The 21,897-nt window shown below is 72.1% G+C and carries 17 protein-coding genes; 15 read left to right on the forward strand and 2 right to left on the reverse strand.

The genetic code is table 11. The annotated features are described in order from the left end of the window. Positions 1-202 precede the first annotated feature (202 nt). A complete protein-coding gene (locus ACZ7MG_RS13945; protein WP_152170654.1) occupies positions 203-1,027 on the reverse strand; it encodes an HAD family hydrolase in 825 nt (274 codons plus the stop codon). Positions 1,028-1,603: 576 nt separating this feature from the next. Here ACZ7MG_RS13945 and ssd point away from each other — a divergent pair. The 7 genes from ssd (at position 1,604) to ACZ7MG_RS13980 (ending at position 6,864) form a co-directional block, all read left to right on the forward strand. Then, positions 1,604-2,698 carry a septum site-determining protein Ssd gene (gene ssd, locus ACZ7MG_RS13950; protein ID WP_471390340.1) on the forward strand — a complete coding sequence of 365 codons (1,095 nt, stop codon included), beginning with the start codon at positions 1,604-1,606 and terminating at the stop codon, positions 2,696-2,698. A 79-nt stretch (positions 2,699-2,777) separates the two neighbouring features. Continuing rightward, positions 2,778-4,001, forward strand: a complete 1,224-nt coding sequence (locus ACZ7MG_RS13955; RefSeq protein WP_471390343.1) for a TadA family conjugal transfer-associated ATPase — start codon at positions 2,778-2,780, stop codon at positions 3,999-4,001. After that, positions 4,001-4,855: a type II secretion system F family protein gene (locus ACZ7MG_RS13960; RefSeq protein ID WP_471390346.1), complete on the forward strand. Its 855-nt coding sequence runs from the start codon at positions 4,001-4,003 to the stop codon at positions 4,853-4,855. Before ACZ7MG_RS13955 ends, ACZ7MG_RS13960 begins: the two co-directional genes overlap by 1 nt. Then, complete coding sequence (locus ACZ7MG_RS13965) at positions 4,852-5,643, forward strand: type II secretion system F family protein (RefSeq protein ID WP_471390348.1); 792 nt, start codon at positions 4,852-4,854, stop codon at positions 5,641-5,643. The genes ACZ7MG_RS13960 and ACZ7MG_RS13965 overlap by 4 nt, the downstream gene beginning before the upstream one ends. 99 nt (positions 5,644-5,742) lie before the next feature. Then, a complete protein-coding gene (locus ACZ7MG_RS13970; RefSeq protein WP_471390351.1) occupies positions 5,743-5,997 on the forward strand; it encodes a DUF4244 domain-containing protein in 255 nt (84 codons plus the stop codon). After that, complete coding sequence (locus ACZ7MG_RS13975; protein ID WP_471390354.1) at positions 5,984-6,373, forward strand: TadE family type IV pilus minor pilin; 390 nt, start codon at positions 5,984-5,986, stop codon at positions 6,371-6,373. Before ACZ7MG_RS13970 ends, ACZ7MG_RS13975 begins: the two co-directional genes overlap by 14 nt. A 5-nt stretch (positions 6,374-6,378) precedes the next feature. Continuing rightward, positions 6,379-6,864: an Rv3654c family TadE-like protein gene (locus ACZ7MG_RS13980; protein ID WP_471390653.1), complete on the forward strand. Its 486-nt coding sequence runs from the start codon at positions 6,379-6,381 to the stop codon at positions 6,862-6,864. A 39-nt stretch (positions 6,865-6,903) separates the two neighbouring features. On the opposite strand, the gene ACZ7MG_RS13985 is transcribed toward ACZ7MG_RS13980, so the two are convergent. Then, a complete protein-coding gene (locus ACZ7MG_RS13985; RefSeq protein ID WP_471390356.1) occupies positions 6,904-9,378 on the reverse strand; it encodes a DEAD/DEAH box helicase in 2,475 nt (824 codons plus the stop codon). Positions 9,379-9,461: 83 nt separating this feature from the next. Here ACZ7MG_RS13985 and bldG point away from each other — a divergent pair, with 83 nt between their 5' ends. The 8 genes from bldG (at position 9,462) to topA (ending at position 21,810) form a co-directional block, all read left to right on the forward strand. Then, the gene (gene bldG / locus ACZ7MG_RS13990) at positions 9,462-9,803 is read left to right on the forward strand and encodes an anti-sigma factor antagonist BldG (RefSeq protein ID WP_005475923.1); all 342 of its coding nucleotides are present in this window, start codon (positions 9,462-9,464) and stop codon (positions 9,801-9,803) included. 108 nt (positions 9,804-9,911) lie between these two features. Continuing rightward, positions 9,912-10,343 carry an ATP-binding protein gene (locus ACZ7MG_RS13995; RefSeq protein WP_471390359.1) on the forward strand — a complete coding sequence of 144 codons (432 nt, stop codon included), beginning with the start codon at positions 9,912-9,914 and terminating at the stop codon, positions 10,341-10,343. 357 nt (positions 10,344-10,700) lie between these two features. Next, positions 10,701-13,106 carry a sodium-translocating pyrophosphatase gene (locus tag ACZ7MG_RS14000; protein ID WP_471390362.1) on the forward strand — a complete coding sequence of 802 codons (2,406 nt, stop codon included), beginning with the start codon at positions 10,701-10,703 and terminating at the stop codon, positions 13,104-13,106. A 205-nt stretch (positions 13,107-13,311) separates the two neighbouring features. Beyond that, positions 13,312-13,920 carry a small secreted protein gene (locus tag ACZ7MG_RS14005; protein ID WP_471390364.1) on the forward strand — a complete coding sequence of 203 codons (609 nt, stop codon included), beginning with the start codon at positions 13,312-13,314 and terminating at the stop codon, positions 13,918-13,920. 186 nt (positions 13,921-14,106) lie between these two features. Further along, entirely contained in the window at positions 14,107-15,639 is a 1,533-nt protein-coding gene (locus ACZ7MG_RS14010; RefSeq protein ID WP_471390367.1) for a DUF7059 domain-containing protein, read from the forward strand. A gap of 288 nt (positions 15,640-15,927) precedes the next feature. Then, positions 15,928-18,327: a serine/threonine-protein kinase gene (locus ACZ7MG_RS14015; RefSeq protein ID WP_471390370.1), complete on the forward strand. Its 2,400-nt coding sequence runs from the start codon at positions 15,928-15,930 to the stop codon at positions 18,325-18,327. Between the two features lie 98 nt (positions 18,328-18,425). Further along, the gene (locus ACZ7MG_RS14020) at positions 18,426-18,623 is read left to right on the forward strand and encodes a hypothetical protein (RefSeq protein WP_471390373.1); all 198 of its coding nucleotides are present in this window, start codon (positions 18,426-18,428) and stop codon (positions 18,621-18,623) included. A 310-nt stretch (positions 18,624-18,933) separates the two neighbouring features. After that, entirely contained in the window at positions 18,934-21,810 is a 2,877-nt protein-coding gene (gene topA / locus ACZ7MG_RS14025; RefSeq protein ID WP_471390376.1) for a type I DNA topoisomerase, read from the forward strand. Positions 21,811-21,897: the final 87 nt, after the last annotated feature.

The raw sequence follows: 21,897 nt of genomic DNA on the forward strand, positions 1-21,897 counted from the left end.
TCGACGTCGCGTGGGTGCCCGGTGTTCATGCTGGGTCCGTGGGGCCAAAATGAGTATTAAAGGTGATCCTCTCGGATGTCCTTTGGTCTCGCGGGCCTGAATCCTTTCTACTCCAGGACCGGGGTAAGCGGAACCCCTCGCTGTGCTTCTTTACTTTTAGGTTCAAAGAGGGTGATTCGGCCGCCGATGGGCCGGCCGCGACTCAGGCGGTCGCCACCCGGCGTCGGCTCGCGTACCAGACGAGCCCCGCGGTGGCCGCCGCGGCGCCTATGGCGGCGGCCGCGAGCAGCGCGGGCCGCGGCGGTACGGCCAGGCGCTGCTTGAGGCGCACCGGGCGGTGGAAGTCGAGAATGGGCCACCCGCGCGCGAGGGCCTCCTTGCGCAGCGTCCGGTCCGGGTTCACCGCGTGCGGATGCCCCACGGCCTCCAGCATCGGCAGATCGGTCGCCGAGTCGCTGTACGCGTAGCAGTGCGCGAGGTCGTACTCCTCGGACTCGGCCAGCTCCCGGATCGCCTCCGCCTTGGTCGGACCGTAGGCGTAGTACTCCACCTCGCCGGTGAAGCAGCCGTCGTCGCCGACGACCATCCGGGTCGCCACCACCCGGTCCGCACCGAGGAGTTCGCCGATCGGCTCGACCACCTCGGCGCCGGACGTGGAGACGATGACGACGTCCCGTCCGGCGATGTGGTGCTCCTCGATGAGGGAGGCGGCCTCGTCGTAGATGATCGGGTCGATCAGGTCGTGCAGGGTCTCGGCGACGATGTCCTTCACCTGCTGGACGTTCCAGCCCCGGCACAGCGCGGACAGATACTTCCGCATCCGTTCCATCTGGTCGTGGTCGGCGCCGCCCGCGAGGAACACGAACTGGGTGTACGCCGTCCGCAGGGCGGCCCTGCGGTTGATCAGGCCACCTTGGTAGAACGACTTGCTGAACGTGAGCGTGCTCGACTTCGCAATGACCGTCTTGTCCAGGTCAAAGAAGGCCGCTGTGCGGGGCAAGGAGTGGTTTTCCACGAGGCCGAGCATAGGCGCCCGCCATTCGGGCTAGTGTGGGGCGCGTGGGTTTGCCTGAGAGGCCTCTCGGGTACACCATGGAAGTCACGGATCGTTCGCGACCGTGCTAACGCGGCCCGGCTCCTCCCCCCCCGAGTCGGCCGTGGAGACGACCCCCACTCTCCCCCCCGGTGGGGGTCGTCGCATGTCCGGGTGCGTTTTCCCCCTCTCCTCCCAGCCCGCGAGGCGCCTTCGAGCCCTCGTGGGCTTTCCTCTGCCTCCGCACAGGATCCGTCACCGTCCGTAGCTGTTGGGCTGCGCTGGGGAAGCCGCCCGGCAGTCGCCTGTTCGGGTGACGGCGATATTCACAAGCGCCGAGTTGTCCACAGATATCGACCAAGATCCACACGATTTCCGGGTTCGCTGCACCGTGATTCCAGCGCGTCCCGACGGCGGCGAGTTCATGGCCGGTTCCGTTTCCCGGATGCGTAGGGCCGGTTTCCGTCGGCTGCCCCTGTGGCGGCCGATCGCCGGTTCTTCACACAGGACTTGAACACCGGCGCCCGGAACAGGGCGCCGCGTGGACATGAGCGAAGGGGGCTGGGGATCGTGGCGGGAGCCATCACCCATGACCGGCGGTCCGCCGCCGAGGGGCGGCAGGGCAGGCCGTTGATCGTCACCGAGGACGTGGAACTGCTGGACGACCTGCTCCGCCTGTGCGCGGCGGCGGGCGCCCGGCCGGAGGTCCACCACGGGGTGCCGGAGGGCCGGGGCCGCTGGGAGGCGGCGCCGCTCGTGCTCGTCGGGGACGACGCCGCGCGACGGCTGCGCGGGGCCGCGCGCAGACGAGGAGTGGTGCTCGTCGGCAGGGACCAGGACGACTCCGGTATCTGGCAGCGGGCCGTACAGATCGGCGCCGACCACGTCCTGATGCTGCCGGACGGCGAACAGTGGCTCGTCGACCGCATCGCCGACGTGGCGGAGGGCGTCGGCAGGCCCGCCCTCACCATCGGCGTGATCGGCGGCCGGGGCGGCGCCGGGGCGTCCACCCTGGCCTGCGCGCTCGCCGTCACCTCCGCACGGCAGGGCACGCGCACCCTCCTCGTGGACGCCGACCCGCTGGGCGGCGGCCTGGACGTCCTGCTGGGCGGCGAGAGCGCCGACGGCCTGCGCTGGCCGGCTTTCGCCGCCTCGCGCGGCCGGGTCGGCGGCGGCGCCCTGGAGGAGTCCCTTCCCGAACTGCACTCCCTGCGCGTCCTCAGCTGGGACCGCGGCGACGCCGTCGCCGTCCCGCCCCAGGCCGTGCGCGCGGTCCTCGCGGCGGGTCGGCGGCGCGGCGGCGCGGTCGTCGTCGACCTGCCGCGCCGCATCGACGAAGGCGTCGCCGAGGCCCTCGCCCAGCTCGACCTCGGGCTCCTCGTCGTGCCCGCCGAACTGCGGGCCGTCGCCGCCGCCTCGCGGGTCGCCTCCGCCTACGGCATGGTCCTCCGTGACCTCCGCGTGGCGGTCCGCGGACCGTACGCCCCCGGCCTCGACGACCAAGAGGTGGCCCGCCTGCTGAGGCTGCCGCTCGCGGGTGAGGTACCGACCGAGGTCGGTCTGCCGGACGGCGGAAAGCCACCGGGAGGCGTTCCACGCGGGCCGCTCGCGCGGTTCTGCGAGGGCTTCTGGGAGCGGGTGGCGGTCAGGGGTGAGGTGGCGTGAAGCGTGTGCCGGAGGGCCGGCTTCCGGGCGGGGGACTCGCGGACGGTGTCCGATCGGGGGGTGGCGTCCGGTGAACGGGATGCGCGACGACGGACTGCTGGACGGCGTCCGCCAGTGGCTCGTGGAGAGCGGGGCCGAGCCGACGCCCGCGCGGGTGGCGCAGGCGCTGCGGGAGCGCGGGCGGGTGCTCGGGGACGCCGAGGTGCTCGGGGCGGCCGAGCGGTTGCGCTCCGAGCTGGTGGGGAGCGGGCCGCTGGAGCCGCTCCTCGCGGACCCGTCGGTCACCGATGTGCTGGTGTCGGCGCCCGACCGCGTGTGGGTGGACCGGGGCGGCGGCCTGGAACTGACCGGGGTCTCCTTCCCGGACGCGGCCGCCGTACGACGGCTCGCGCAGCGCCTGGCGGCCGTCGCAGGACGCCGGCTGGACGACGCCCGGCCCTGGGTGGACGCCCGGCTCCCGGACGGCACCCGGCTCCACGCGGTGCTCCCACCGGTGGCCGTCGGCTCCACCTGCCTGTCCCTGCGGGTCGTACGGCCCCGCGCCTTCACCCTCGCCGAACTGGTGGCGGCGGGCACGGTCCCGCCCGGCGGCGACCGCGTCCTGCGGGCGCTGATCCGCTCCCGGTTGTCGTACGTCATCAGCGGCGGGACCGGGACGGGCAAGACCACGCTTCTGAGCGCGCTGCTCGGTCTGGTCGACCCCGGCGAGCGGATCGTGCTGGCCGAGGACTCGGCGGAGCTGCGGCCCGACCATCCGCATGTGGTGCGGCTGGAGGGCAGACCCGCCAACCAGGAGGGCGTGGGCCTCGTCGAGCTCCAGGACCTGGTGCGGCAGGCGCTGCGGATGCGCCCGGACCGGCTGGTGGTCGGCGAGGTGCGCGGAAGCGAGGTCGTGTCGCTGCTGGCGGCGCTCAACACGGGCCACGAGGGCGGCTGCGGGACCTTGCACGCCAACGCCGCGGGACAGGTGCCGGCCCGACTGGAGGCCCTCGGTACGGCCGCCGGGCTCGACCGGGCCGCGCTGCACAGCCAGGTGGCGGCCGCCCTGTCCGTGGTGCTGCACCTCGTACGGGACCGGGACGGGCGACGCCGGATCGCCGAGGTGCACGTGCTGGAGAGGGACGTCTCGGGGCTGGTGGTGACCGTGCCGGCGCTCCGCTGGGGCGAGGAGGCGTTCGTGTACGAGCGGGGGTGGGAGCGGTTGAGGGGGCTGCTGCGGGGCGGGTCGCACGGCCGGGGTGACGGGTTCTCGGACGGATCGCGTGAGCGGGCCGACGGCCCGCCGGAAGGGAGTGAGCGGTGATGACGGGGGTCGGGGAGATCTCGGGGGTGGTGGCCTTGATGTGCGCCGGTGCGGCGGCCTGGATGTCGGACGAGGGGAGGAGTGCCGGGTTGCGGCGGGCGAGGTCGTTGCTGCCCGGGGACGGGGCGGTGGGGCCACCGCTCCGGGAGCGGATGGCCGGCCGGGTGCGGGCGCTGGGGGCCGAGTGGTGGGCGGCGGTGGCCGGGGTGGTGATCGGGGTGCTGGGGGCCTCGGTGCTGCCGCTGCTCGCGGGGGCGGCCGCGGTGCCGTTGCTGAGGCGGGTGCGGAGGGCGGCGGAGGAGCGCCGGGTCCGGGAGCGGCGGGGCGATGCCGTGGTCGCGCTGTGCTCGGCGCTCGCCGGGGAGGTGCGGGCCGGGCGGCAGCCGGGTGAGGCACTGTCGCGGGCCGTGCGGGACTCCGGAGGGCTCGGGGAGGCCGAGGCGGTGGTGCTGGCCGCGGCGCGGTTCGGCGGGGACGTACCGCGTGCGCTGGCGGACGCGGCACGGCGGCCGGGTGCCGAGGGGCTGCTGGGGCTCGCCGCGTGCTGGCGGGTGGCCGTCGACCGGGGTGCGGGGCTCGCCGCCGGGCTCGACCGGCTGGAGGGCGCCCTGCGCGCCGAGCGGGACCAGCGGGCCGACCTGCGCGCCCAGTTGGCCGGCGCCCGGTCGACGGCGGTGATGCTCGCCGGGCTTCCGGTGCTGGGCCTCCTGCTGGGCACCGCGCTCGGCGCCGACCCCCTGCACGTGGTGCTGCACAGCACGGCCGGGATGGGCTGTCTGCTCGTCGGCGGGGTGCTGGAGGGAGCGGGGCTGTGGTGGGCGCTGCGGATCGTACGGGGAGCTGAGGCGGCGTGAGCGGCGAAGTTGTCCACAGGCTGGGGGTGGTGCTCTGTGTGCTCACGGGACTGTGGTGGGCGGCTCGGTCGCTCGCCACCGCACGACGCGAGCGCAGGTTGCGCGCCCGACTGGCTTCGGTGCTCGCTCTCGCGGCCGAGCAGCCCCGGCGGAGGCTCGTGCCACGGGGCGCCGTACGGCGATGGCTTCCGGTCGCCGGGGCCGTCTGCGCCGGATGGGTGCTGGTCGGCGGTCTGCCGGGGCTGCTGGTCGGGTCGGCCGCCGGAGTCGGGGCGTGGCTCTGGCTGCGGAGGGCACGGCGCGCGGGCGGGGATCTGGTGGAGGCGTACGACGCGGCGGAGGCCGCCCGTCAACTGCCGCTCGCCGCCGATCTGCTGGCCGCCTGCATCACGGCCGGGGCGAGCCCGGTGACGGCGGCCCAGGCCGTCGGAGAGGCCCTGGGAGGCCCGGTGGGCGACCGGTTGGCCCGAGGGGCGGCGGAGACGCGGCTCGGCGGTGAACCGGCCGAGGCGTGGCGCGCGTTGGCGGCCCTCCCCGGCGCCCGGGCCCTGGCGCGGCTTCTGGAGCGGGCCGACGAGTCCGGTGTACCGGCCGCCTCTCCTGTGGCCCGCCTCGCCGCCGAGGCCCGCGCCGAATGGGGCCGCTCGGCGACGGAGCGAGCGCGCCGGGCCGCCGTGATGGTCACCGCACCGGTGGGGCTGTGCTTCCTGCCCGCCTTCATCGCGGTGGGCGTGCTGCCGGTGGTGATCGGGCTGGCGGACGGGTTGTTGGGAGGGGGTGGGGGATGAGGGGGCGGGTTTGAGCGGTCAGCAGTGGCCGTGAGCAGTCGGTGACAGGCAACGGGACAGAACCTCACGGGGGTTGAGATGTACAAGGCAGCGAAGGCAATGGCGGCAGCGACGGTAGCGGTGGCGACGGCGGTGAAGGCCGTGCGGGACGCGGTGCGGGCTCGGGTGGTGGGTGCCGTGCTGTGCCGGGTGCGGGCGGCGCGGAGGGACGCGGGGATGGTGACCTCCGAGTACGCGGTGGGGATCATCGCGGCGGTGGCCTTCGCCGCGGTGCTCTACAAGGTGGTGACCAGCGGGCAGGTCCAGGCGGAACTGCAGCAGATCGTCGGGCGGGCCCTCAATGGCGGGGCGTGAGCCACGTCGGCGCCGCCGGCTGCTGGGCGGCGACGGCGGATTCGTGACGGCGGAGGCGGCCATGGCCCTGCCCGTGATGCTGCTGCTCACGACGGCGCTCGTGTGGGCCCTGCTCGCCGCCTGCGCCCAGATCCAGGTCGTGGACGCCGCCCGGGCCGGTGCCCGGGCGGCGGCCCGGCAGGACCCGCCGGGAGCGGTCGTGGCGGCGGCGCGGAGGACGGCGCCGGACGGGGCGGAGGTGAGCGTGGGCCGGGAGGGCGACTTCGTACGTGTCGTGGTCTCGGCCCGCGCGCCGGGGCCGGACGGACTGGGCCTCGACCTCAGCCACGCCGCCGTGGCGCTGGCGGAGGAGACGGTGGGGGAGGTGGGCGGGTGAGCGGGCTGTCGTGGTTCGGCCGGTGGCTCAGGGGCGTTCGCTCGGTTCCGGGGCGACGGGCCGGCTCCGACAGAGGGTCCGCGACCGTCTGGGGGGTCGGGGCGATCGCGGTGCTGTGCGCGGTGTTCGGTGCCGTACTCGCCTTCGGTCAGGCCGTCGTGATGCGGCATCAGGCGGAGGGGGCGGCCGATCTGGCGGCCCTCGCGGCCGCCGACCACTGGATGAAGGGCGCCGAAGGTGCCTGCGCGACGGCGGCACGGGTGGCTGAGGCCCAGGGCAGCCGGCTGGTGCGCTGCGAGCTCCAGGGAGAGATCTCGGACGTCACGGCCACCTCGGCGATGGGCCCCCTCACCGCCGAGTCCAGGGCACGCGCGGGGCCACCGAACACACCGGACAGTCTCGCGGAATCGTCCCTCAGAGGGCGCGGGGCACTGCGCGGCCAGTTACACACGACCGACAGCCGCCAAATTCCAGTGGCCCCAGAGTTCTGAGGCGCTCCGGACTCCCGGGCCGGGGGGCACCCCCGAGCCCTACGGCACCCGTCCCTCCGGCGGAGCCTCGGGCGCGGTGCGCAGGAGTTCGGTCAGGAGGCGTACGGCGCCGCGCTTGTGCAACGGGTCGTTGCCGTTGCCGCACTTGGGGGACTGGATGCAGGACGGGCAGCCGGCGTCGCACTCGCAGGAGGCGATGGCCTGGCGGGTGGCGGTGAGCCAGGCGCGGGCCGTGTGGAAGGCGCGCTCGGCGAAGCCCGCGCCGCCGGGGTGGCCGTCGTAGACGAAGACCGTCGGGAGCAGGGTGTCGGGGTGGAGCGGGACCGAGACGCCGCCGATGTCCCAGCGGTCGCAGGTCGCGAAGAGGGGCAGCATGCCGATCGAGGCGTGTTCGGCGGCGTGCAGGGCGCCGCCGAGGATCTCGGGGTTGATCCGGGCCGCGTCCAACTGGTCCTCGGTGACGGTCCACCAGACGGCGCGGGTGCGCAGCGTACGAGGAGGGAGATCGAGTTTGGACTCGCCGAGGACCTCGCCGGTGATGAGGCGGCGGCGGAGGAAGGAGACGACCTGGTTGGTGACTTCGACGGAGCCGTAGCACAAGCGGCCCTCACCCCAGGGGACTTCGGTGTCGGTCTCCAGGACGGAGATGGCGGTGGTGTCGCGGGCGACCGTCGAGTAGGGCGGGTCGGCCTGTTCGACGAGGGCGACGGAGTCCTCCAGGTCCAGATCGCGCACCAGGTACGTACGGCCCTGGTGCAGATGGACCGCGCCCTCGTGGACGGTGGTGTGCGCGGCGCCCGCGTCGACCGTGCCCAGGAGGCGGCCCGTGCCGGTCTCGACGACCTGGACTGGGCGGCCGCCCTGGCCCCGGATGTCGGCGAGGTCGGCGGCCCGTTCGCGGCGGGTCCAGTGCCAGGCCTTGGCGCGGCGGCGGAGCAGCTTCGCGGACTCCAGCTGGGGCAGCAGGTCCTCGCAGGCGGGGCCGAACAGGGCGAGGTCGTCGTCCGTCAGGGGGAGTTCCGCCGCGGCGGCGCAGAGATGGGGGGCGAGGACGTACGGGTTGTCGGGGTCGAGGACGGTCGATTCCACCGGTTGGTCGAACAGGGCCTCCGGGTGGTGGACCAGGAAGGTGTCCAGCGGGTCGTCGCGGGCGACGAGGACGGCGAGGGCGCCTTGGCCGGCGCGTCCGGCGCGGCCGGCCTGCTGCCAGAGGGAGGCGCGGGTGCCGGGGTAGCCGGCGATGAGGACGGCGTCCAGGCCGGAGATGTCGATGCCGAGTTCGAGGGCGGTGGTGGCGGCGAGGCCGAGGAGTTCGCCGGAGTGGAGGGCGCGTTCGAGGGCGCGGCGTTCCTCGGGGAGGTAGCCGCCGCGGTAGGCGGCGACGCGGCGGGCGAGGGAGCGGTCGATCTCGGCGAGGCGTTCCTGGGCGATCACGGAGATCAGCTCGGCGCCGCGCCGGGAGCGGACGAAGGCGACCGAGCGGACGCCCTGGACGGTCAGGTCGGTGAGCAGGTCGGCGGTCTCCGCGGTGGCCGTACGCCGTACGGGGGCACCCTTCTCGCCGTGCAGCTCGGTGAGCGGGGGCTCCCAGAGGGCGAACACCAGTTCACCGCGGGGTGAGGCGTCGTCCGCGACCTCGGTGACCGGGACGCCGGTGAGGCGGCGGGCGGCGGCCGAGGGTTCGGCGGCGGTGGCGGAGGCGAGCAGGAAGACGGGTTCGGCGCCGTAGCGGGCGCAGAGGCGGCGCAGACGGCGCAGGACCTGGGCGACATGGGAGCCGAAGACACCGCGGTAGGTGTGGCACTCGTCGATCACGACGTACTTGAGGGCACGCAGGAAGGAGGACCAGCGGGGGTGGGAGGGGAGGATCCCGCGGTGGAGCATGTCGGGGTTGGTGAGGACGTAGTTCGCGTACTGGCGGATCCATTCGCGTTCCTCGACGGGGGTGTCGCCGTCGTACACGGCCGGGCGCACGGCGTTTCCGAGAGGTTGTGAAAGTTCCTTCACGGATCGGCGCTGGTCCGCCGCGAGGGCCTTGGTGGGGGCCAGGTAGAGGGTGGTCGCCCCACGGCCGTTGGGGGCCTCGGAGCCGTCCAGGAGGCGGGAGAGGACCGGGACGAGGTAGGCCATCGACTTGCCGGAGGCGGTGCCCGTGGCGACGACGACCGACTCGCCGTCGAGCGCGTGCTCGGCGACGCGTGCCTGGTGGGCCCAGGGATGTTCGATTCCCGCGGCCTGGACGGCGGCGACGACCTCCGATCGGATCCGGTCGGGCCAGACGGCATGGCGACCCGCGCGCGGGGGCACATGCTCCGTATGAGTGATGCGCGAAGCCCGGCTCGGGCCCGAGGCGAGCCGGTCCAGGACCGTGCCCGGCGAGGGGCTGGAGGCGGTGTCCGTCGGGGATCGATCGGATCGGTGATTCTTGGCCATCGGCATCGAGTGTGTCACCGGCGTGACGGACAATGGAGCCAAGGCGTCGTGCACGCCTGCCGGTAAGTGATTGAATGCCATCGCGGCTGGCGAACCGTCCCGGGGGCTTTCAAGCCGAGGTGTCCCGAGGGGCGAACGCTCGATAGCAAGGTGCTGGAGGATCCGTGGACCTGTCCCTGTCGACCCGTACCGTCGGCGATCGTACGGTCGTCGAGGTCGGTGGCGAAATCGACGTTTATACCGCGCCCAAGCTGCGTGAGCAGCTGGTCGAGCTGGTCAACGACGGGAGTTTCCACCTCGTCGTCGACATGGAGGGCGTCGACTTCCTCGACTCCACCGGGCTCGGCGTGTTGGTGGGCGGCCTGAAGCGCGTACGGGCCCATGAGGGCTCGCTGCGTCTGGTGTGCAACCAGGAGCGGATTTTGAAGATCTTCCGCATCACCGGTCTGACCAAGGTGTTCCCGATTCACACCTCGGTCGACGAAGCGGTGGCTGCCACCGACTGATCGCGCCCGCCCGGGCCCAGCGCCCGGAACGGCAAGAGACAAGTGAGGGGGGACCGGGCCCGAGGGCCCGGCCCTTCGACAGCACGCCCGTAGTTCCGAGGGGGATGCATGGCCACCGTTGAACTCCGCTTCAGCGCGCTGCCCGAGCACGTCAGGACCGCCCGACTGGTGGCGGCAGCGGTGGCGCGCAGGGCCGGAGTGGACGAGGCCGTCCTCGACGAGGTCAGGTTGGCCGTCGGTGAGGCGTGCACCCGTGCCGTCGGACTGCATCAGAGCAGCGGTATCTCGGCGCCGGTGCGGGTGTCGCTGATCGAGGAGGAGAAGCAGTTCTCCATCGAGGTCGGTGACGAGGCGCCGCACGCCGTGCCCGGTGACGGGTCATCGGGTGCCGGTGACGCGGACGTCGAGATCGAGGAGGACGACATGGGCCTCGCGGTCATCAGCGGCCTCGTCGACGACGTCGAGGTCTCGGCCGGGGAGAGCGGCGGACTGATCCGGATGACCTGGCCGACGACACCGTCGGTCGCGGTCCTGCCCTGATCCTCCCCGTCCCGATCTTCTCCGTCCCGGTCTCCTCAACTTCATGTAGTACCGCTTCACGTAGTACCGCGAGGGCCCTGCTGAGCAGGGCCCTTCGTGTTTTTTCGGGCAGTTATTCCGATCACCGTTCATCGGAACACCGGAATTCGTGAAGTAATTCACGATCATTCACGTGATAATTGATCAAGTGTCAATGCCTTTGAGGCGTTACTTCTTTCGAGTAGCGTGGTCGGGCGCGGATCATTTGCTGAAGGGCATGTGAAGGCCAATTCCGTTTCCCGCGCACTGTTTTGATCAGGTGCACCTCCCTACAATCCGTCCACATCTTGAGCTCAGCCCCAGCGTCAAGGAGGACGAATGGCGGGGCTTTCTACCCCTCAAAGGTTTGACCACACCGCGAACTTCGCAGCCGCGGTACTGACCGACGACAACCGGATCATCGTCATGCTCATCGGTGTCGTGGCCCTGGCCGCGCTCGCCGTCGCCGGGGTCCTGGTGCGCCAGGTGCTCGCGGCGGGCGAGGGCACCGACAGCATGAAGAAGATCGCGGCGGCCGTACAGGAAGGCGCGAACGCCTATCTGGCACGGCAGTTGCGCACGCTCGGCGTATTCGCCGTCGTCGTGTTCTTCCTGCTCATGCTGCTTCCCGCGGACGACTGGAATCAGCGCGCCGGACGATCGGTGTTCTTCTTGATCGGCGCGGCGTTCTCGGCGGCCACCGGTTATATCGGTATGTGGCTCGCCGTACGCAGCAATGTGCGCGTCGCCGCGGCGGCCCGGGAAGCGACACCAGCGGAAGGCGAGCCGGAAAAGGATCTCACCGCCGTCTCGCACAAGGCGATGAAGATCGCATTTCGCACCGGCGGCGTCGTCGGCATGTTCACGGTGGGGCTCGGCCTCCTCGGCGCGTCCTGCGTGGTTCTCGTCTACGCGGCCGACGCGCCGAAGGTGCTGGAGGGCTTCGGCCTCGGGGCCGCGCTCATCGCCATGTTCATGCGAGTCGGCGGCGGCATCTTCACCAAGGCCGCCGACGTCGGCGCCGACCTGGTCGGCAAGGTCGAGCAGGGCATTCCGGAGGACGACCCGCGCAATGCCGCGACCATCGCCGACAACGTGGGCGACAACGTCGGCGACTGCGCCGGCATGGCGGCCGACCTCTTCGAGTCGTACGCCGTGACGCTCGTGGCCGCGCTGATCCTCGGCAAGGCGGCGTTCGGTGACTCCGGGCTCGCGTTCCCGCTGATCGTGCCCGCGATCGGCGTACTCACCGCCATGATCGGCATCTTCGCGGTGGCCCCCCGCCGCACGGACCGCAGCGGTATGTCCGCCATCAACCGCGGCTTCTTCATCTCCGCGGTGATCTCGCTGGTGCTCGTCGCCATCGCCGTCTACGCCTACCTGCCGTCGTCGTACGCCGACCTCGAGGGCGTCACGGACATGGCGATCGCGGGCCACGACGGCGATCCGCGGGTCCTCGCGGTCGTCGCGGTGGCCATCGGCATCCTGCTCGCGGCGCTGATCCAGCAACTGACCGGCTACTTCACCGAGACCACCCGGCGCCCGGTGAAGGACATCGGCAAGAGTTCGCTGACCGGCGCGGCCACCGTCGTCCTCGCCGGTATCTCCATCGGACTGGAATCGGCCGTCTACACCGCCCTGTTGATCGGTCTCGGTGTGTACGGGGCGTTCCTGCTCGGCGGTACGTCGATCATGCTCGCGCTGTTCGCGGTGGCGCTGGCCGGTACCGGTCTGCTCACCACCGTCGGCGTCATCGTCGCCATGGACACCTTCGGGCCGGTCTCCGACAACGCGCAGGGCATCGCCGAGATGTCCGGTGACGTCGAGGGCGCGGGCGCGCAGGTGCTCACCGACCTGGACGCCGTCGGCAACACCACCAAGGCCATCACCAAGGGCATCGCCATCGCCACGGCAGTCCTCGCGGCCGCCGCGCTCTTCGGCTCGTACCGCGACGCGATCCTCACGGCCGCGAACGACGTCGGGGAGAAGGTCTCCGGCGAGGGCGCGCCCATGAACCTGATGATGGACATCTCGCAGCCCAACAACCTGGTCGGGCTCATCGCGGGTGCCGCGGTCGTCTTCCTCTTCTCGGGGCTGGCGATCAACGCGGTCGCGCGGTCGGCCGGTTCGGTGGTCTACGAGGTGCGGCGGCAGTTCCGTGAGCGGCCCGGGATCATGGACTACACCGAACAGCCGGAGTACGGCCGGGTCGTCGACATCTGCACCAAGGACGCCCTGCGCGAGTTGGCCACGCCCGGTCTGCTCGCCGTCATGGCGCCCATCGCCATCGGGTTCACGCTCGGGGTCGGCGCGCTCGGCGCGTATCTCGCCGGCGCGATCGGGACCGGCACGCTGATGGCGGTGTTCCTCGCCAACTCCGGTGGTGCGTGGGACAACGCGAAGAAGCTCGTCGAGGACGGTCATCACGGTGGCAAGGGCAGCGAGGCCCATGCCGCGACCGTCATCGGCGACACGGTCGGCGACCCGTTCAAGGACACGGCGGGACCGGCCATCAACCCGCTGCTGAAGGTGATGAACCTCGTCGCGCTGCTCATCGCGCCCGCGGTCGTCCAGTTCAGCTACGGCGAGGACAAGAGCGTCGCGCTGCGCGTCGCCATCGCGGTGGCCTCGATCGCCGTGATCGTCGGCGCGGTGTACGTCTCCAAGCGGCGAGGCATCGCCGTGGGTGACGAAGGCAACTCCGAGCGGGTGGCCAAGTCGGCGGATCCAGCGGTGGTTTCGTAGCCGGTCTCTCGGCCGGGCCTGCGAGGGTCCTGCTCAAGGGGCGGGCGGACGGCGCGTGTTGACGCGTCGGCCGCCCGCCCTTGTCTGTGCCCGCGGCTCCGTGAGCCTTCTCTCTCTTGGTGCAAACGGTTACAAAAGGGTGCACCGGGGGTGCTCGGCACACAGGTGGCTCCCATTCGGCGTGTATGTTCCGGGGCCGAGAGCCATGGAAGGGACCAATCCGGTGAACAAGAAGCTCGCGGCCGCACTGTCCGGCGGTGCGGTACTGGTACTGGCGCTGTCCGGCTGCGGCGGCGACGACGAGACGAACGACAAGCTGAACTCCTGGGCCAAGGAGGTCTGCGACTCCGTACAGCCGCAGATCAAGAAGATCGCGGCGGCCAACGCCTCGATCCAGAAGGAGACCTCGGACGACAGCGCACCGGCGGACGTGCAGAAGGCCGACTCCCAGGGCTTCCAGGACATCTCCGACGCGTACAAGGCGATGGCGACGGCCATTCAGCAGGCCGGGGCGCCGGACGTCGAGGACGGCGAGAAGAAGCAGAAGGCGGCGGTGGCCGAGCTGAACCAGCTGTCCACGGCGTACGGGGAGCTGAAGAAGAAGTCGGACGCGCTCAACACGAAGGACCAGGCGAAGTTCGCGGACGGGCTCGAAGGGGTCGCGACCGAGCTGGAGAAGCTGAGCAAGACCGGGAGCGACGCGTTGAAGGAGCTGGAGAAGGGGGAGGTCGGGCAGGCGATGGCCGAGCAGGAGAGCTGCAAGTCCGCCACCACGTCCGGTTCCGCTTCGGCACCGGCGGTGCCCAAGAGCTGATCGGGGTCCTTCTCGGGATCGAGGTCCGCGGCTCGGCGGTTGTGAGGTGCAGCCGCCTCCAGCCGCCTCCAGCCGCCTGCAGCCGCCTGCAGCCGCGTCCGCCGCGCGCCGCTGCATGCCGCCCCCTGCGGCATCACTGCCCGCGGCTGAGTACGGCTCAGGGCCCACGCCGTTACGCTGAGCTTCGTGCATGACTCCAGGCTGTCTTCTCTGCCCTCCACCGACCGGACCGATGTCGCCCTGCGGCTTCGGGAGGCGCTGCTCGGTGCCGACTTCACCGCCGACGGGCTGCTCGAGCTGCTCGGGGCGTCCGCGTACGCGGCGCTGGCGCGGAGCGAGGTCGTGCCGGCCCTGAGGGCGACCCGGGGGGACACGGCGCTGGAGGCGCTCGTGCGGCTGTTCCTGTTGCAGGAGCCGGTCGTCCACGCGCGCGTGGACGGTGTGCTGCCCGTCGAGGCGTGTGTGGAGAGCGGCTGGCTCGTTCGCGTCGGTGCGGACGGGGACCAGGTCGCCGCCGCCGTCGATGTGCGGCCCTACGGCGGGCCCGGTGGCGAGGACTGGTTCATCGTGTCCGACCTGGGGTGCGCGGTCGGTGGGGCCGGGGGGATCGGGAGCCGTGACGAGCGTGTCGTGCTGGGGGTCGGCGGGGCGTCCACGACGCTGGCCGGGATCACCGTGCGGACGCCCGTCGCCGCCGCCCTCGACCTCGGCACCGGCTCCGGCATCCAGGCGCTGCACGCCGCCCAGCACGCCACGCGCGTGACGGCGACCGATCTCAACCCGCGCGCGCTGCACATCACGGCGCTCACGCTGGCGCTCTCCGGAGCCCCGGCGGCAGATCTGCGCGAGGGCTCGCTCTTCGAGCCGGTCCGGGCGGACGAGACGTACGACCTGATCGTGTCCAATCCGCCGTTCGTGATCTCGCCCGGGGCCCGGCTGACGTACCGCGACGGCGGAATGGGCGGGGACGAACTCTGCCAAACGCTTGTTCAGCAGGCGGGGGAGCGGCTGAACGAGGGCGGGTTCGCGCAGTTCCTCGCCAACTGGCAGCACGTGGAGGGGGAGGACTGGCAGGAGCGGCTCCGGTCGTGGGTGCCGCGCGGCTGCGACGCGTGGATCGTGCAGCGGGAGGTCCAGGACGTGACGCAGTACGCCGAGTTGTGGCTGCGGGACGCCGGCGACCACCGCGGTGACGTGACCGAGTACCAGGCGCGGTACGACGCGTGGCTCGACGAGTTCGAGGCGCGCAAGGTCAAGGGCGTCGGGTTCGGGTGGATCACGCTGCGGAAGTCGGCCGCCGCGGACTCCGCGCCCTCGATCACCGTCGAGGAATGGCCGCATCCGGTCGAACAACCGCTCGGCGAGACCGTGCGGCAGCACTTCGCGCGCGTCGACTACCTGCGGGCGAACGACGACGCGGCCCTCCTCGCCGCGCACTTCCGGCTCACCACCGAGGTCGTCCAGGAGCAGGTCGGACTGCCCGGCGCCGAGGACCCCGAGCATGTGGTGCTGCGTCAGAACCGGGGCATGCGCCGGGCCGCGAAGGTGGACACGGTCGGCGCGGGATTCGCCGGTGTGTGCGACGGCACGCTCAGCGCGGGGCGGATTCTGGACGCCATCGCCCAGCTCGTCGGCGAGGACCCGGTGGCGCTGCGAGACCGTACGCCGGTCCAGATCAGGCTGCTCGTCGAACAGGGGTTCCTCGAACCGGCTCCGTGAGCCGCCGACCCCGCCCGGCCCCGCTCGGTCCGCGCGGTCCGCTCGATCGGTCCCTCGTGCCCGGTGACGATTTCCGTACCGTCCGATGACCGTACTGGCACCCCGCGCGACGCCCGTTCCCGTGACGTACGGGACGGGTTCGCACCCCTGGGATGCATGTGTCTCCTCTGTCTGGATTGGTCCGTAAAAGGGCTCCTGTCAGTGGTGCGTGCGAAGCTATTTTCAAGAGACGGATTCGACGTGTCCTCGGGGGAGGCACGCGCTGTCTCTGGGGGATCGGGGGTCGCGATGGCGGGGGATACGCCGGAGCAGGGCCAGGGCAGGATCATCAACGGCCGGTACCGCCTGCTGCGCACCCTGGGCGCGGGCGGCATGGGCCGGGTCTGGCTCGCGTACGACGAGGAGTTGGCCTGCGAGGTCTCCATGAAGGAGATCTCCCTGCCCGACGTCCCGCTGGACGCGACCGAGCCCGCCCAGCGCATCGCCCGGGCCCGCAGCGAGGCCCGGCACGCCGCCCGGCTGCGCGGCCATCCGCATGTGGCCACGGTCCACGACGTGGTGCTCCACGAGGGCCTGCCGTGGATCGTCATGGAGTACGTACCGGACGCGATCGACCTGCAGGCGGTCGTACGGCAGCGGGGTCCGCTCGCGCCCGAGCAGGTCGCCCGGATCGGGCTCGCCGTCCTTGACGCGCTCACCGCGGGACACCGGATCGGCATACTCCACCGGGATGTGAAACCGGCCAACATCCTGCTCGCGGCCGACGCCTCGGGCGACCCCTACGCGCGCGTGCTGCTCACCGACTACGGCATCGCGCTCCAGCCGGAGTCCCGCGAACCCCGGCTCACCGCCACCGCCGGCATCCTCGGCACCCCCGGCTATCTGGCGCCGGAGCGCGCGCGGGGCGAGCCGCCGACCCCGGCCGCCGACCTGTTCTCGCTCGGCGCCACGCTGTACGCGGCGGTCGAGGGCCGCGGCCCCTTCGACCGGCACGGCGAGTACGCCACGCTCACGGCCCTCCTCGGCGAGGAGCCGACACCGCCCGCCCGCGCCGGTGAACTCGCCCCCGTCCTGCACGGATTGCTCATCAAGGACCCGGTGCGCCGGCTGTCGCCGGAGGCGGTGGCCCGGGGCCTGGAGCGGGTGACCGGCGCGGGCGGAGCGTCGACCCCGCCGGGCTGGGGAGCCACTCCCGCGTCGGCACCCGGCGCCTTCGGACCGGCTCCCGGTGCGCCTGGTACACCCGGTGCGCCCGACACTCCCGCCACCCCCGGTACGCCGGGTACGCCCGGCGGTCACGCGACCGCCGGTGCGCCCCCGGGGTACGTGGCGAGCGCGCCGCCCGGTTACGTGGCCGCCGGGCAGCACGGCCTCGGCGGCGCCCCGAACACGCCGGGCGCACCCCACACGCCGTACACACCGCAGACGCCGGGGGCCCCGCCCACACCCGGCGGGCCCGCGGCGCCGAACACGCCGAACACCCCGGGCGGCGGCCCCTCGCCGTACGACCCGTGGCAGCAGCCGCGGGGCCCCTACGACGGTTACAGCCCCTACGGGGGCGGCGGTGCCACGCCGTACGGGAGCCCGGCGGGAGGCCGGGCCACGCCCTACGCGGGCACTCCCGGCACCCCGTACGGCGCCGGAGCCGGCGGTCGGACACCGGGCGGCTACGGCGGCACCGCGGGTCATCAGGCGCTGCCGTACGCGACCAACCCGTCGACGCCGTACGGGGGTGGCGGGGGCCTGCCGCCGGGGAGTGCCGGGTTTCCGACCATGACCGCCGGGGGACCGCCGCCGCCCGGCGGGCCGAAGCGGAAGACACCCGCGGCGGCGGTCGTCGCGATCGTGGTCGCCGTGCTGCTGGTGGCCGGCGGCGGGACCTGGGCCGCGGTGAACTTCGGGGACGACCCGGACCCCAAGCCCTCCGACACCCCGCAGGCACTGGCGTCCCCACCGGGATCGGAGTACCCGTACGGCGAGCAGGCCGCCCTCAAGAAGGCGCTGGAGGTGGGGGACTGCGTGAAGGCGGTCTGGACGGGGACGGCGTTCGACTCGGTGCCCGACCTCGGCGTGGTCGACTGCGACGAGGACTGGCCGGACGGCCAGGTTGTGGCGATAGAGACGGCCTCCGACCCCGCGGACGCCAAGGCCGACGGCGCCCGGCGCTGCGCCGGCCAGGCCGGCCCGACGGCCGAGGCCCTGCCCGACGCGGACGTCTACGCGCTCCTCCCGACGAAGGCGGGCTTCACCGCGGCCAAAGGCGGCACGGCATGCCTCGTCCTCGGCAAGCACGTCCCGATCGGCGGCGAGGTGGGCCGGCTCCGTGACGCGGGCATGAACCTGTGGCCCACGCAGATGGCCGTCGGCGACTGCTGGGACTACACCACCAGGGAGGACGAGGGCTACGACGCCCCGCTGACCGACTGTGCCGAAGCGCACACCGACCAGGTCGTCGGATCGGTCCAGGCGCCCTCCAACATGACCTTCGACGGCGCCCTCGCCGAGGGCGGGAAGCTGTGCACCAACAGGTTCGAGACGAGTTGGGCACCCGGCGCCGACCTGATCGTGTCGGGATGGGTGTCCGAAGAGAAGGAATGGGACAAGGGCTTCAACAAGGTGGTGTGCACGGTGCGCAACGCCGACGCGTCGAAGACGACCGGGAAGATATCCACGCCCGGCTCGGTCTGAGAGCCGGGACGCCTCGCGTTCACCTCGGGTTCGCGCGCCCGCTTCCCGTCCGTGCCAGCCTCCCCTCCCGGGGCAGTCGAGGGGTGGAGGGACGGGACATGGAGAGCGGACCGGCGATCTTCGCGGGAGTGGTGTTCGCCCTGTTCGGGGGCGGGCTGCTGCTGTGGACCGCGAGGCGGTTGCGCGCGGGCGAGCCGGTCGCCCAGGGGGTGCGTCCCGTGATGTCGGCGACGCTCGCGAGCGTCACGGCGGTGACCGCCCTCGCGCTCGGCGCGTGGTGCCTCACCCGCGTCTGAGAGGGCCCGGGAAGCCGGAGCCGGTGGGTGTGCGGGGTAACGGGGATGTGACCCTCCGCATAGGCCCCGAGCGGATCCCTGACCACGCCGGGCGGCAGGAATGGCGGTAGTCGGGTTACCGTTCGAGTGGCCGTTGCGGGCTTTTCCCGTTTGACACGGGGGCGGGATGTACCGTCACACTCCGCAGCGTCAGCATGACCCGACCCCCGGGCCGACCGCCGAGCCCCGTGCCAGGCACCGGCCGCAGGGGGCGCTCGCCCCGGGACGCAAGCCTGGGGAGACCCAGCGTCGACCGGAGAGAAGAGCGAAGTTGTCCCCGACCAGCGAGACCGCGAAGGGCGGCCGCCGACTCGTCATCGTCGAGTCGCCTGCCAAGGCGAAGACGATCAAGGGCTATCTCGGCCCCGGCTACATCGTCGAGGCGAGCGTGGGGCACATCCGCGACCTTCCCAACGGCGCCGCGGAGGTGCCCGAGCAGTACACCGGCGAGGTGCGCCGCCTCGGCGTGGACGTCGAGCACGACTTCGCGCCCGTCTACGTGGTCAACGCGGACAAGAAGGCGCAGGTCAGGAAGCTCAAGGACCTGCTCAAGGAGTCCGACGAACTCTTCCTCGCCACCGATGAGGACCGCGAGGGCGAGGCCATCGCCTGGCACCTCCAGGAGGTGCTCAAGCCCAAGGTCCCGGTCAAGCGGATGGTCTTCCACGAGATCACCAAGGCCGCGATCCAGGCCGCCGTCGCCAACCCTCGCGAGCTGAACCAGAAGCTGGTCGACGCCCAGGAGACCCGCCGCATCCTCGACCGCCTCTACGGCTACGAGGTCTCGCCGGTCCTGTGGAAGAAGGTCATGCCGCGGCTGTCGGCGGGCCGCGTCCAGTCCGTCGCGACCCGGCTCGTCGTCGAACGGGAGCGCGAGCGCATCGCCTTCCGCTCGGCCGAGTACTGGGACCTGACCGGCACCTTCGCCACCGGCCGCGCCGGTGACGCCTCCGACCCGTCGTCGCTGGTCGCCCGCCTCCAGTCGGTCGACGGCCGCCGCGTCGCCCAGGGCCGCGACTTCGACTCGCTCGGGCAGCTGAAGGGCGCGAACGTCCTGCACCTGGACGAGGCGAACGCCCGCGCGCTGGCCGCCGCCCTGGAGAACACCCGGTTCTCCGTCCGCTCCGTCGAGTCCAAGCCGTACCGCCGCTCGCCGTACGCCCCGTTCCGGACGACCACGCTCCAGCAGGAGGCCTCGCGCAAGCTGGGCTTCGGGGCCAAGGCGACGATGCAGGTGGCGCAGAAGCTGTACGAGAACGGCTTCATCACCTATATGCGTACGGACTCCACGACGCTCAGCGACACCGCCGTGGCCGCCGCCCGCGCCCAGGTCACCCAGCTGTACGGCGCCGACTACCTGCCGGCGCAGCCCCGGACGTACGCCGGGAAGGTCAAGAACGCGCAGGAGGCGCACGAGGCGATCCGGCCCTCGGGTGATCGTTTCCGCACGCCCGCCGAGACCGGACTGACCGGCGACCAGTTCAAGCTGTACGAGCTGATCTGGAAGCGGACCGTCGCCTCTCAGATGAAGGACGCCACGGGCAACAGCGTCACCGTCAAGATCGGTGGCACCACCTCCGACGGCCGGGACGCCGAGTTCAGCGCCTCCGGCAAGACGATCACCTTCCACGGCTTCCTCAAGGCCTACGTCGAGGGCGCCGACGACCCGAACGCCGAGCTGGACGACCGCGAGCGCCGGCTGCCGCAGGTCGCCGAGGGCGACCCGCTCTCCGCCGAGGAGATCACGGTCGACGGGCACGCCACCAAGCCCCCGGCCCGCTACACCGAGGCCTCGCTGGTCAAGGAGCTGGAGGAGCGCGAGATCGGCCGCCCGTCGACGTACGCGTCGATCATCGGCACGATCCTCGACCGGGGCTATGTCTTCAAGAAGGGCACGGCGCTCGTGCCGTCCTTCCTGAGCTTCGCCGTGGTCAACCTGCTGGAGAAGCACTTCGGGCGGCTCGTCGACTACGACTTCACCGCCAAGATGGAGGACGACCTCGACCGCATCGCCCGCGGCGAGGCCCAGTCGGTGCCGTGGCTGAAGCGGTTCTACTTCGGCGAGAGCACGGGCGCGGACGCGGGTGGTACGGCGGCGGCCGAGGCCGGCAACGGCGACGGGGACCACCTCGGCGGCCTCAAGGAGCTGGTGACCGACCTGGGCGCGATCGACGCCCGCGAGGTCTCCTCCTTCCCCGTCGGCAACGGCATCGTGCTGCGCGTCGGGCGCTACGGCCCGTACATCGAGCGCGGTGAGAAGGACGCCGAGGGTCATCAGCGGGCGGACGTGCCCGAGGACCTCGCCCCGGACGAGCTGAGCGTCGAGCTGGCCGAGGAACTGCTCGCCAAGCCGAGCGGTGACTTCGAGCTGGGCGCCGACCCGGCGACCGGCCACCAGATCATCGCCCGGGACGGCCGCTACGGCCCGTACGTCACCGAAGTGCTCCCCGAGGGCACCCCGAAGACCGGCAAGAACGCGGTCAAGCCGCGTACGGCCTCGCTGTTCAAGTCGATGTCGCTGGACACGGTGACGCTGGCCGACGCGCTGAAGCTGATGTCGCTGCCGCGCATCGTCGGCGCCGACGCCGAGGGCCAGGAGATCACCGCGCAGAACGGGCGGTACGGGCCGTACCTGAAGAAGGGCACGGACTCGCGGTCGCTGCAGACCGAGGACCAGCTCTTCACGATCACCCTGGAAGAGGCGCTGGCGATCTACGCCCAGCCCAAGCAGCGCGGGCGGGCCGCGGCCAAGCCGCCGCTGAAGGAGCTGGGCGAGGACCCGGTCAGCGCGAAGCCGGTCGTGGTGAAGGACGGCCGCTTCGGGCCGTACGTCACCGACGGCGAGACCAACGCGACGCTGCGGTCCGGGGACAGCGTGGAGGAGATCACGCCCGAGCGCGGGTTCGAACTGCTGGCGGAGAAGCGGGCGAAGGGGCCCGCCAAGAAGACGGCCAAGAAGGCGCCCGCCAAGAAGGCGCCGGCGAAGAAGACGGCGACCACGGCCGCAGCGAAGAAGGCCGCGCCGGCGAAGAAGGCTGCCGCGAAGAAGACGGCTACTTCGAAGACCGCCGCCGCCGCGAAGAAGGCCGCGCCTGCCAAGGAGGTGGCTGCGAAGAAGGCTGTGGGGAGTGGGGACGGCGCCTCGTAGGGACTGGCGCCTAGTAGCTCGGGGGTGCGGGTGCTTTTGCGGCTGCGGGTTCGATGTGGCTGGTCGCGCAGTTCCCCGCGCCCCTGA

The organism is Streptomyces sp. NPDC107538, assembly GCF_055657445.1.